We start from the raw sequence: 12059 nt of genomic DNA on the forward strand, positions 1-12059 counted from the left end.
AGGGCTTATCCAAAAGGTTTTTGGTCCGGTTAGGTTTGATGTTTTATGAAATGTGTTTATGGATAAAGCGGTATGCGATTTTCAAGGCATGAGAGAAGAGCAGGTCAGATGGCCTGCTCTTTTTTTGTGAAGGCGACCGCTCATCATCGAGTGTAAAGCACAGTAAAGTCCGGCAGGTAATAATCTGCAGTTTCCAGGATCTTTTTGCGGTCGGAATCATTTGCAGGGTCCTCTACGGCGGCAGTCTGAAATCCGGCGGTTTTGGCAGAGGAGAGCGCCTGCAGGATATCTTCAAACACAACTGTTTCTGCTGGTTTTGCGTGTAGAGCAGCCGCGGCGATTTCATAAATCCGGGGTTCCCGTTTTGTCGTTTGATAATCCGTACAGACAAATAGATCCTGAAATATAGACAGGACATGGAGTCGAGTCAAGGCGGCTTTTGCAAGCTCTGCCTCTCCGACGGTGCAGAGCACCATAGGGATACCGGCGTCTGACAAGCCTCGCAAAAGCTTTTCAGCTCCTTTTTTTAGAGGCACTTCTTTTTTATAAAAATCTTCCGTGATCCGGTAAAGCCCGTTTTGGATTTCATCCTCGTTTTCTTTAAGATCATAATGTGCTTTCAGATAATGTACACTTTCAGGTATCGTCATTGGAAACAAGATATCTCGTAGATTTGTCTCTGGTGTTAAGCCATGCGCTAGTAGATACCTAGCGCCCAGTGTGTCCCAGATCGGCATGGAATCCAGCAGAGTGCCATCAATATCAAATATTGCGGCGTGAACGTTGTTTTTTATGAGACCGCGCACGATATCCGCGCCTGTAAGCTTTACAGTATAGTTCAATGAGTATAATAAACAATCTTCCATCCTGACTCCTTTACAGGTCTGCAGGCATACATTACTTACTTTGTTCCAGCGCTTTCCGTGTCTGTTGCTTCAGGTCAGCTGTGGCAGCGGTAATATCCTCTTTTGCAAAAATGGCGGAGATTACTGCGATCCCGACGATGCCAGTACCGGAGAGCTCATTGACATTATCTCGTGTGATTCCCCCGATGGCTATTACGGGAATGCTTACGGACCGGCAGATGTCCCGTAGAGTTTCGTGGCTTACCTCATCGGCATCATCTTTGGAGCCCGTTGGAAAAACAGCCCCTACACCCAGGTAATCGGCACCTGCTTTTTCTGCAGCGATTGCTTCTTCTACGGTTTGTGCAGACACGCCGAGGATCCGGTTGGGTCCAAGTTTTTGCCTTGCACAGTTTGCCTCCAGATCCTTCTGTCCTACATGCACGCCATCTGCATTGATTTCTACCGCCAGGTCAACATCATCATCCAGAACAAACGGAATGTGATATGCACGGCAAAGTGCCTGGATTTCAAGGGCTTCCGCTTTAAAGGAAGCCCGGTCGAGATCCTTTTCTCTCAGCTGTATAAAGGTAGCCCCTCCCTTGATAGCTTTTTCCACCTGATCTTTGAGGCTGTTGCCATTTAGCCAGCGGCGATCCGTGACAGCATATAATAGTAAAGCATTTTTATCCTCCAGCATTTGTGCTCCTCCCTTGTTCAGCGAATTTCGTATTTTGCGCCTTTATCCAAGGTGCTGCCATTCATGTTGTACACGGCGTCAATGATCCGATTTCGATATGTGGAGTTGCCATCCTCCGGATGCATATAAGAATATCCAATTTCACCTGCAAGTCCCATGGTGCATACCGCTGCAGCGGCAGCTTCCAGAGGATGCTCCGGATTTGCAGCCAGAAACGCGGCAGAAAGCCCGGATAACTGGCATCCGGTTCCGGTGATGGAGCTCATTTCCTTCCGACCATTGCGGATCACATAGCAGCTGGAAGCATTCGCAACAAGATCGATCGCACCGGTCATAGCGATGACACAGTCCGCAGCTTTGGCGTAGGTTTTGGCAAAGTTAACCATCTGATCGAGATTTTCATCAGTTACTACGTCCGCCGCATCCGCGTCCACGCCCTTTGTTGAACGGCTGCCAAGTGCAAGTGCCTTGAGCTCGCTGACATTCCCGCGGATCAGTGTAAAAGAAACTTCCTCCAGCAGCGAGGCAGCAGTGGTAGTACGCAGAGTGCTTGCCCCGGCACCAACGGGATCCAGTACGAGGATATGACCAAGCGAGGCAGCTTTTCTCGCTGCAAGGTGCATGCTCTCAATGGAGCGTTTGCGTAAGGTGCCGATGTTAATGTTTAAGGCAGCACAGATGGAGGTGATATCCTCGACATCGTCCGGCTCATCGGACATGATAGGGCTTGCGCCGCAGGCCAGTATGATATTAGCGACATCATTGACGGTGACATAATTTGTGATGTTATGTACCAGAGGACTTTTTTTTCTTACGTTTTCAAGATACTCTCCAAGCATGAAATACTCCTTCCTGCTATGCCAAATCAGAGAAACAGCCGGAATTTTAAACTGTCAGTGGATTTGGCAATTTACGTTAGGATCTATGCCTACAAAAAAAGATGCTTCCTGACCGGAAACATCCTTTATGTACGTGGTTCTTTTATCCCTACGTTGGCATTATCCAAATCAGGTTATGGGTCTGAACCAATCAGTTCACTCTCAGCTCGCTTCAGCGGGCTCCCCGTAGTTAAATTTTCTACATCATAGCGCCGCAGGGAGAGAATGTCAATAAAGCAATGTGTACGTATCGCAAGACCATCAGCGCTATGATGTACTTACCAGTGTTGTGAGCAGATTTTTCTTCATATACTGAATAGTCGGAGGAAATGGTCTTTCCAAGACGGAGGAAGGCATCTATTGAAATGAGAGTCTTTAACACAAAATATTTAAAAAAGACTTGCATTCTATGTTATGACTCTCATACAATAAATAAAGATTTTATATATCTCGCACATCCAGTATGACGGAACCTTAAAGAAAGTGAGGAAATCCTATGTGTACAGCGGCAACTTTTTATGCTAAGGATCATTATTTTGGCAGAAATCTGGATCTTGAATATTCGTATCATGAGAGTGTTACCATCACGCCCAGAAACAAGCCGCTGCCTATGAGGCACATGCCGGACCTTACGCGGCACTATGCGATGATCGGGATGGCATATGTACTGGACGATTTTCCTCTTTATTATGATGCGACCAATGAATACGGTCTCAGCATGGCAGGACTTAATTTCCCGGGAAATGCAGTCTATGTGCCAGCCGGGCAGGATCCCGCAAAGGACTCGGTCGCATCCTTTGAGTTTATCTCCTGGATACTGGGGCAGTGCCGCAGTGTAGAGGAGGCGCGGGTACTGTTAAAGAGGATTCAGATCACGGATACAGCATTCCGCACGGAGCTTCCGCCAAGTCCACTGCACTGGATGATTGCGGACCAGAAAGAGTCAGTGGTGTTTGAGCAGACCAGCCGTGGCGGAAATATTTACGATAATCCCTATGGTGTCATGACTAATAATCCGACGTTTGACTATCATTTGCTGCATATCCAGGATTATCTCGGAGCATCGGCAGAGGAACCGGTCAATCGTTTTGCGGCGAATGTTCCGGTCCACTACTATAGTCGTGGTATGGGCGGCATAGGCATTCCCGGGGATCTGTCATCGGCATCACGCTTTGTGAAGGTGGCTTTTACAAGGATGAACTCGATTGCGGGTGAGAGCGAAGCGGAAAATGTGAGCCAGTTCTTTAAGATTCTGGGCTCGGTGGAGCAGCAGAAGGGTTGCTGTCGTCTGGGTACGGATGATGATGGAAAACCGATCTGTGAGTATACAATTTACAGCTCCTGCTGCAATATGGATCAGGGCATCTACTATTACACGACCTATAATAACAGCCGGATTACAGGGGTGGATCTGCATCAGGAGGATCTGGACGGGGATCAGCTTATTACGTATGAGCTGGAAAAGGATCCTGACATCCGGATCGTAAATAAACATAAATAAGAAAGACCGGAAAATATTAGCACAAGGATTATAATGAAACAGAAAATCAGATCATTTATTAAATCTCATAGGAGGGACTGCCTGCTTGGACTGGCAGTCCTTTTTCTGCTGCTTGGAAGTGCTGCTGCCCTTTATTTCCGAAGACAGGTCGGGGATAAATCTCAGGTGGTGGTCAGCTTCCAGGGTACGGAGATCCTGAGGACAGACCTTGACAAAGATCAAAAGTATATCATTGAGGATGGAACCGCGAGAGAGACGGATTTCCATACGGTTCTTGCATCCTTAGGGGAGGAAGCGTATCCCTCCAATCATAATGTCAATCTCCTGACCATTAAGGACGGCACTGTTTATATGTCTGAATCCAACTGTCCGGGGCTTGTCTGTGTCTCAATGGAACCGCTTACGTCGGATGCCTATGATATTCCCATTGTGTGTCTGCCACATGGACTTTTGGTCACTATTGAAACATCCTGAGATATTTTTCGGATAAATGTAAAGTATCCGGTAAATATTTTACATATGGGAATTGAAATATTGACGTCTGTATGTTACATTTTTATCATATTGCTTAATGATTTATATAATCTTGGAGGTATTATGAAAAAAATTGTAACCACTTCTGTCAGTGCAATGCTGATTTTATCCCTGGCAGGCTGTGGCAGTTCGGCAGGTACCAAGGCTACAACTGCAGCGGCAGGCACAGCAGCTTCCGGTGTCTATACACCAGGTACGTATGAAGCATCTGCACAGGGATTTGGCGGAGAAGTCAAGGTAAAGCTTACGGTTGATGCGGATAAGATCACAGATCTTGAAATCACCGGAGACAAAGAGACACCGGATAAGGGCGGAGCTGCGATCAAGGAGCTGCAAAAGACGCTGCTGGAAAAAGGCAGCAGTGATGTGGATGCGGTATCGGGATCTACGATTACAAGTGATGCTGTTAAAAAGGCGTTTGATGATGCACTGAAGCAGGCTAAGGGTGAGGCATCTGCAAGTCAGGGCAGTGGTACTGTGAGCTTTAAGGCAGGCACGTATGAGGGTACAGCAACCGGTTATAATGGACCTGTTACAGTAAGCGCAACCTTCTCGGACAGCGCAATTACAGGGATCGAGGTGAAGGATTCCAAGGAAACAGAGCATGTGGGTGATGTGGCATATGACATTCTGATTCCGGAGATTGTCGAGGCCAATGGCACCGGCGTGGATTCGGTATCCGGCGCAACCTTTACCTCCAGAGCTCTGAAGGAAGCGGTGAATGCAGCCGCCAAGGAAGCGGGCGTAAGCGACGGAGATACATTCGCCAAAAATACAGTAGAGCTTAAGGCACAGGATCCGATTGAGGATACCTATGATGTGGTTATTGTCGGCGGCGGCGGTGCAGGTATCTCTGCGGCGGCACAGGCAGCACAGGAAGGCAATACGGTACTGCTTATGGAGAAAAACGCGGAGATCGGCGGTAATACGCTGGTATCCGGTGGACAGTATCAGTCTGTGATGCCGTATCTTGTATGGGATAAAAATGATCCGGATGCAACTACAGGTACTGGATTTGACGGTCAGACCTATAATAAGGTCAAGTCTGTGCAGGGTTGCATCGATGAGCTGAAGACGATCTATGGCTGGAGTGAGGAACCATTTGACGACAGCTATTATAAAGATCATGAGTATGTTGCAGGCGACATCCAGGAGCTCTCAAAGCATGGTGTACATGCAGATTATCTGCCGGTTCTCAAGGAGCTTAAGCAGGAGATCAAGGCATATCTTGACTGGGCACAGCCAAAGCTCGATGCAGGCACTCCGGAGTCGGAGCTTACGCTTTTTTCCACAGTAAATCTGCATATTTTCCAGACCTATTACGGTGGTCTTCGTCAGTCTGCAGATGGCTCTGAGTGGATCTATGGTAATGTGGATCTTGTAAAGCAGTTCATTACCGATGGTCAGGAGGTTAAGCCCTGGCTTGAGTCCATGGGAAGTACCTTTGTTGAGGATACACAGCCTACGTTGATTGGTGCTCTGTGGTATCGTGAGAACCAGTTCATCGGTGCCAATGTGGATACCGATGGTGATGGAAAGCCGGAGGAGTATAAGGGCAGATGGGGCACGTATTTTGTAGCTCCGATGACTTCCTTTAAAAAGGCAAATGAAAAAAATACCATTATAACAAGAACCACGGCGGAGGAGCTGATTGTTGAGGATGGTAAGGTAACTGGTGTCAAGGGTACGATGTATGATGGCACGCCGGTAACCGCGCATGCAAGCAAGGGTGTTATCCTCGCGACCGGAGGATATGCAGCCAACATTCAGATGGTTGTAGATACCAATAAGTACTGGTCCAGTGACTACCTGAGCACATCCACCAAGACGACCAACCGTTCTTCTCTGCAGGGAGATGGCATCAAGATGGCAGAGGCGGCAGGTGCGGCAACGACCGGTGAGGGCTGGACACAGCTGATGCCGATTTCCTGGATTGATAATGGTAATCTTGCGTTTGGCGGCGGTGACTATGCAATTTATATTAATCCGACCACAGGCAAGAGATTTGTAGATGAGACTTCTGAGCGAGATGTACTGTCGCTTGGTGAATTTAAAAATGGTATTGAAAAGGACGGCGCGAAGGGCGTATTTATTGAAATTGCCAATGCAGAGGTTCCGATTCCAGGACCGTATCCATATAAGGAAGAGGATGTTGCTAACCGTCAGTATGTAAGAACCGTTGCCGAGCTTCCGGAGCTCTTTAAGGAGCTTGGTCTTGAGACCGATGCGGAGACCGTCAAGGCTACGATTGAGGATTATGATAAAGCGATCATGACAGGCGGACAGCCGCAGGATGTCAGCAAGAAGCAGTTCTCTGCACTGATTGGTACTGCGGATAAGAAGGCTGATGGCTCCTATGATCCTTCAACCTATAAGCTGGATGATGTGAAGCTTCGTGTACGTCTGCTTGCACCGAGCACACATCATACCATGGGTGGTATTGTTGTAGATACCGACCGTCATGTACTGGATAAGGATGGCAAGGTCATCAAGGGACTTTATGCAGCCGGTGAGGTTACCGGAGGTATCCATGGCGGAAACCGTCTGGGAGGTAATGCTATCACAGAGATCATCGTTTCCGGACGTACCGCAGCCAAGGCGATCGCAGCAGATAATGCGTAAGTAAATCAGGAGAAGGAGATTCCTTTATGGGGTCTCCTTTTTCTTTTACCCATTTTTATCGATTCTTTTGCGCCTTGCAAACTGAAATTGGCTCAAATCTGGTTTGGAGTTGGTCTTAATTCGGCCTATGCAGGGTGTAAGGGGCAAACGTACCCGAATACATACGGATTTCACTGTAAAATTGTCTTTATTAGGGACATATAAAAGGAGCGTTTCGGCCTATACAGAAAAACTTTTAAAACGTACCCGAAAATGTGCCAGATATTCGGGTATGCAGACCACTAGAATTTCATATAGGCCGAAAAGACCATCATGGCTGCCTCTCGAAGCATTGCTTTTGCCGCAGATTCGGGTATGAAATCATATAAAAAACGCGATAGGCTGAATTTTCAGGATGACATCACCCATTAAAGTGTTAACCATAACTAATAAAAGAATGCTGTCTGAGAGTGTGAAAATATGCTATGATGATCATGGATTCAGTGTAGTGAAAGGTGGTTTTTATGATTTGTCATTATGCGGATATGCACTGCGACACGCTGTTAAGAGGCTATAGCGATGGTGCAGAGAGCTTATATGATGGAACAGGACATATTAATTTTAAAAAGATGGCAGAAGCGCAGCAGGTGCTGCAGTTTTTTGCTGTTTTCTTTCCTCCGGAAAAGGCATTTGAAATGCGGTTTGGAAGGAAGAACCCGGATGGCAGCCGGGAGGTACCGGATGATGAAAGCTTTTACAGGGATGCTGTAAAGGTGCTGCATGAAGCAGTAGACAGGCACAATGATGTGATCGCGCTTGCAAGGAATCGCACGGAAGTGGAGACCAACCGGAAATCCGGAAAGAGCTCTGCTGTGCTCACCATAGAGGATGGTCGGTTCCTTAATGACAAGATTTCCCGGCTCATCGGGCTATATGAGGATGGAGTGCGAGCCATTGCACTTACCTGGAATCATGAAAACTGTCTTGGATATCCTAATTCCACGGATCCGGAAATGATGAACCGGGGATTAAAGCCCTTTGGCATCGAGGCGCTGGAGGAGATGAATCGCCTTGATATCCTTGCGGATGTATCGCATCTCAATGCCGGTGGGTTCTGGGATGTTGCGAAGCATTCGCATAAGCCGTTTATTGCATCTCACTCTAACTGCTATGCGATTACACAGCATCCGAGAAATCTTACGGATGAACAGATCCGGGCGCTTGCGGATCAGGGTGGCATCATGGGACTTAACTTTTTCCAGAGCTTTGTTGTGCCGGGAGATACTGTGGGTAAAAAGAATTTGCCGGAAACAACGGTGGATATGTTGGCAGCACATATTGAGCATATGTACCAGATCGGTGGAGAGGACTTACCTGCGCTTGGAACAGACTTTGATGGCTTTGATGGAAAACCGGAAATTGATGGGCCGGACAAGATGGAGCTTCTGTTTAATCGCCTGGCAAAGGACGGTTTTTCGGAGCGGACCCTGGATAAGTTCCGTTATGAGAATGTGCTGAGAGTTTTAGGATAAACTTGGGATCATTGCAAAAAATCCGATCACAACATTTTACACAAAATTTATATAGGAGCTGTCGAGCCTGCGTATATAGGTTCGGCAGCTTTTTTTATACGAGAGCTTCTGGCTGTACGGAAGCCATCAAAAAGAGCTATAAAAAAGATGCCGCCACACGGCACTTTTTTTGGATCTTGAAGTGAAAAGTGACGCTTTTAAGCTATTTCTTTGGACTCCAAAATAAACAGTAAAAAACCCTGTATCTGCATCAATTAGATACAGGTACAGGGTTAGGATGATGACTGTTGACGGATGTGTGATCAGAAATCTCCTGGCTTTGCGCTGTCCGGCAAGAGCTTCTCGTATTTTTCATGTCCTTTGACTTTTACAAAATCCGCTTTGATTTCTGCGCCAAGCTCGGAGTCCGTAAAGAGCTTCTCGGCAGCTTCTGCCAGCACCAGGGCTGCAGCATGCATGCCCTTATGCGCAATTGAGCTCTTACCCTGCGCAGTGAGACACCAGGAGTGTCCCGGAGTTCCATTTGCCATGGTTGTAATGGAGACACCGCCGGTTGGGACAATCCAGCTGACATCACCTACGTCAGTACTGCCACCGCCGTCATGGCTGTCATCTTCGGTTACCGTGCTGTCAATGACCGGCGCACCTTCTTTTAGAAGCTCCGGGTCTGCAAACTGCCTTGCATAGGCAAGCTCCTCCTCGGTATAATCGAGCGGCATTACATCATGCATCTCCGCCAGCATCAGCTGATTCATTGCGGGTACGGAAACGGTGTCCGCATAGGCGCTGACAACCTTAATGTCCACCTTGGTGCCGGTCATAAGCGCGGCACCGCGTGCGACATCCGAGACACGCTCGATGAGCTCCTTCACCTGGGACTGCTTTGGAGCGCGCAGCGCATAGAGGATGGACGCTTCCGCAGGGATGACATTCGGCGCATCTCCACCGGCATTAAGATATGCGGAATGCATCCGGGCGCTGGAAATCACGTGCTCGCGGAGATACTGCACGCCGACATTGGTCAGCTCACAGGCATCCAGGGCGCTTCTGCCGGACTGGGGAGCACCGGCGGCATGTGCACTTTTGCCATGGAAGCTGAAAATGATCCGCACGTTGGCAAGCGAATGAGACATGAGTGCGTTATGTGGGCTTGGATGCCAGGCAAGAGCAAAATCCACACCATCAAAGCAGCCTTCGCGGACCATAAAGGCTTTGCCTGCGCCGCTTTCCTCGGCAGGACAGCCAAAATAGATGACAGTTCCGGGCAGATGATGCCGCTTGAGATAGGTGGCAATGGTGCATGCGGCTTCCATACATCCGGTGCCCAGGAGGTTGTGCCCGCATCCATGACCGGGCGCACCCTCGCTGAGTGGCGCATAGGAGGGCTGATCTGCGGTCTGGCTTAAGCCTGGCAGGGCATCAAACTCACCCAGGAAGCCGATTACCGGTTTACCACTGCCGGAAACTGCTTTAAATGCTGTCGCGATTCCGCCAATTTCCTTTTCCACCGTAAATCCATGCTGCTCCATAAAGCGTTCCTGCAGAGAGGAAGCATAGCTTTCCTTGTATCGTGTCTCCGGATGATCCCAGATGTCATTGGCAATTGCCTCAAAATCAGCCTTACCGGAATCCAGGATTTGTTTTAGTTCGATGTTCATGAGCGTACCTCCAGACGTAAGTGATCACTGACAAAGCGTGTCGTTCTGTTATTACCGGCATAATAGTCAGAACTCAGATTCGGATGCGTGCCGTACCTGCACTGTTTTTTGATGCCGGTAGCGCATGAGCCTTTGTTCTTGTGGGTCTCTGCAGATATTATCATCGCATTAACTATAAAGCAAAGGAGCCCGGTGTCCCGCCGCCGCAGGAAATCGGACTCCTTTATCCACGCTGTCATTAAATGGTATTATATTTTGCTTTTAGACGAGATGCAAGCAGTTTCTGAGATAAGCAGGTTATACCTGGTAACAGGGAATTACTTTGTATGCGGTTGGCAGCAATATAGGTCACGGCACGTTGTGTTTTGTGCATGTCATATGTCTCATATCACTCCGTCTTTCTGTTCCAGCGTACAATGAAATAGATGACCTCCATGATGCAGGTTGCCGCCCAGCCGACCGGGTATCCGAGTGCCACGAGAGAAGGTGTGTTGGCAACCATCCGGGTGATGAAAAAGAGGTAGATCTGACGGACAAGTACAAATCCAGTCAGCATAATTGCCATAGGACCGGTAGAATCCCCTCGTCCACGGAGAGATCCGGCGAGCACGTGGTTGATGCAGTTCAGCATCAGGAAATATACATTCTGACGGAGAAACAGGATACCGTAGTTAATGACAGATTCGTCCTGTGTAAAAAGCCGCATGGCGAACTCCGCAAAAATCCAGATAACGGTGGCAATGCATGCGGTAATGAGCAGACTCAAGCCGATGGAGGTTTTGGTACCCCGGTCCGCGCGCTTCATATTATCGGCGCCGACATTCTGACTTACAAAGGTTGTAGCCGCCATAGCCATGCTCTGCATGGGCAGCATGATGAACTGATCGATTTTATTATAGCTTGCCCAGCCTGCCATGACGCTTGCACCAAAATAATTGATATAGGACTGCACAAAGACATTGGAAAAGGCAGTAATCACGGATTGAATGCCGGCGGGCAGTCCGACAGCAAAAATCTGGATGAGCAGCTCCCCCTTGATCCGGAGATCCTTTACCGTGAGCCGGTAAACCTCATGGGTACGGAGCAGCAGCAAAAGTGTGAGTCCTGCGGAGATGAACTGGGAGAGAATGGTGGCAAGCGCAACACCTGCGATCCCCATATGAAACTTAATGACAAACAGAAGATCCAGGAAGATGTTGAGGATACTTGTGAGGATCAGGAAGTACAGAGGTCTTGTGGTATCACCCACAGCACGCAGGATGCCGCTTCCGATATTATAAATGAGGAGTCCTGTGATTCCGGCGAAGTAGATCCGGAGATAGGTGCTTGCCGCGCCAAAAACGTCTTCCGGTGTGGACATAAACTCCAGCATAAGGCGGACGCCATTTATCCCGAGGATCGTAAACAGGATACAAAACAGGAATGTCGCCGCCATGGTGGTTTCCACTGCGTCATGGAGCTTGGACATATTCCGGGCACCGAAGTAACGCCCGATGATGACACCGGCGCCAATGGAGAAGCCGTTAAAGAAAAAGACTGCCATATTGGTGATCATGGTTGTCGCACCGACAGCAGCCAGAGCTTCCGTCCCTACAAACTGACCGACCACAATGGAGTCTACCGTGTTGTACATCATCTGAAATACATTTCCAAGCATCAGCGGAAGCGCAAAAAACAGGATCTGTTTTACAATGCTTCCGCTGGTCATATCTTTTGTTTTGGTTTTGGTAAGAGCTGCCATACTGACCCCTCCCGTGGTCTTTTTAAGTGAATATTTATGCGTAAACATGTCAATTATAACACGATGTCA

The 12059-nt window shown here is 48.3% G+C and carries 9 protein-coding genes and 1 riboswitch; of the genes, 4 read left to right on the forward strand and 5 right to left on the reverse strand.

Annotated features, from left to right (window positions below):
- Nucleotides 1-143: 143 nt before the first annotated feature.
- From ACTNEN_RS10005 to thiM, 3 genes are read right to left on the reverse strand one after another with little or no spacing between them, the layout of a single operon-like run.
- A complete protein-coding gene (locus tag ACTNEN_RS10005; RefSeq protein ID WP_441206210.1) occupies nucleotides 144-866 on the reverse strand; it encodes an HAD family hydrolase in 723 nt (240 codons plus the stop codon).
- A gap of 31 nt (nucleotides 867-897) precedes the next feature.
- On the reverse strand, nucleotides 898-1545 hold the full coding sequence (gene thiE, locus ACTNEN_RS10010; protein WP_441206211.1) for a thiamine phosphate synthase: 648 nt from the start codon (nucleotides 1543-1545) through the stop codon (nucleotides 898-900).
- A 17-nt stretch (nucleotides 1546-1562) separates the two neighbouring features.
- Complete coding sequence (gene thiM, locus ACTNEN_RS10015; protein WP_441206213.1) at nucleotides 1563-2384, reverse strand: hydroxyethylthiazole kinase; 822 nt, start codon at nucleotides 2382-2384, stop codon at nucleotides 1563-1565.
- A 128-nt stretch (nucleotides 2385-2512) separates the two neighbouring features.
- Nucleotides 2513-2620, reverse strand: a riboswitch (TPP riboswitch).
- A 299-nt stretch (nucleotides 2621-2919) separates the two neighbouring features.
- On the opposite strand from thiM, the gene bsh reads away from it, so the two are divergent.
- The 4 genes from bsh (at nucleotide 2920) to ACTNEN_RS10035 (ending at nucleotide 8591) form a co-directional block, all read left to right on the forward strand.
- The gene (gene bsh, locus ACTNEN_RS10020; protein WP_441206214.1) at nucleotides 2920-3924 is read left to right on the forward strand and encodes a choloylglycine hydrolase; all 1005 of its coding nucleotides are present in this window, start codon (nucleotides 2920-2922) and stop codon (nucleotides 3922-3924) included.
- 33 nt (nucleotides 3925-3957) lie between these two features.
- Complete coding sequence (locus ACTNEN_RS10025) at nucleotides 3958-4398, forward strand: NusG domain II-containing protein (protein ID WP_441206216.1); 441 nt, start codon at nucleotides 3958-3960, stop codon at nucleotides 4396-4398.
- A gap of 123 nt (nucleotides 4399-4521) precedes the next feature.
- Entirely contained in the window at nucleotides 4522-7080 is a 2559-nt protein-coding gene (locus ACTNEN_RS10030) for an FAD-dependent oxidoreductase (protein WP_441206218.1), read from the forward strand.
- 503 nt (nucleotides 7081-7583) lie between these two features.
- The gene (locus ACTNEN_RS10035) at nucleotides 7584-8591 is read left to right on the forward strand and encodes a dipeptidase (protein WP_441206219.1); all 1008 of its coding nucleotides are present in this window, start codon (nucleotides 7584-7586) and stop codon (nucleotides 8589-8591) included.
- Between the two features lie 302 nt (nucleotides 8592-8893).
- Here ACTNEN_RS10035 and ACTNEN_RS10040 read toward each other — a convergent pair whose 3' ends face one another.
- Nucleotides 8894-10249, reverse strand: a complete 1356-nt coding sequence (locus ACTNEN_RS10040) for an amidohydrolase (protein ID WP_441206221.1) — start codon at nucleotides 10247-10249, stop codon at nucleotides 8894-8896.
- Nucleotides 10250-10637: 388 nt separating this feature from the next.
- Nucleotides 10638-11990, reverse strand: coding sequence for an MATE family efflux transporter (locus ACTNEN_RS10045; RefSeq protein ID WP_441206223.1), 1353 nt, complete (start codon nucleotides 11988-11990; stop codon nucleotides 10638-10640).
- Between the last annotated feature and the right edge of the window lie 69 nt (nucleotides 11991-12059).

It is taken from the genome of Oribacterium sp. HCP28S3_H8 (assembly GCF_052064775.1).
Lineage (GTDB): Bacteria > Bacillota > Clostridia > Lachnospirales > Lachnospiraceae > Oribacterium.

Bases quoted from the DNA above. Each gene is read 5' to 3' on its own strand.
- ACTNEN_RS10030 (WP_441206218.1), top strand. From the start codon at position 4,522: ATGAAAAAAATTGTAACCACTTCTGTCAGTGCAATGCTGATTTTATCC.
- ACTNEN_RS10045 (WP_441206223.1), bottom strand. From the start codon at position 11,990: ATGGCAGCTCTTACCAAAACCAAAACAAAAGATATGACCAGCGGAAGC.
- ACTNEN_RS10005 (WP_441206210.1), bottom strand. From the start codon at position 866: ATGGAAGATTGTTTATTATACTCATTGAACTATACTGTAAAGCTTACA.
- thiE (WP_441206211.1), bottom strand. From the start codon at position 1,545: ATGCTGGAGGATAAAAATGCTTTACTATTATATGCTGTCACGGATCGC.
- ACTNEN_RS10025 (WP_441206216.1), top strand. From the start codon at position 3,958: ATGAAACAGAAAATCAGATCATTTATTAAATCTCATAGGAGGGACTGC.
- ACTNEN_RS10040 (WP_441206221.1), bottom strand. From the start codon at position 10,249: ATGAACATCGAACTAAAACAAATCCTGGATTCCGGTAAGGCTGATTTT.
- thiM (WP_441206213.1), bottom strand. From the start codon at position 2,384: ATGCTTGGAGAGTATCTTGAAAACGTAAGAAAAAAAAGTCCTCTGGTA.
- bsh (WP_441206214.1), top strand. From the start codon at position 2,920: ATGTGTACAGCGGCAACTTTTTATGCTAAGGATCATTATTTTGGCAGA.
- ACTNEN_RS10035 (WP_441206219.1), top strand. From the start codon at position 7,584: ATGATTTGTCATTATGCGGATATGCACTGCGACACGCTGTTAAGAGGC.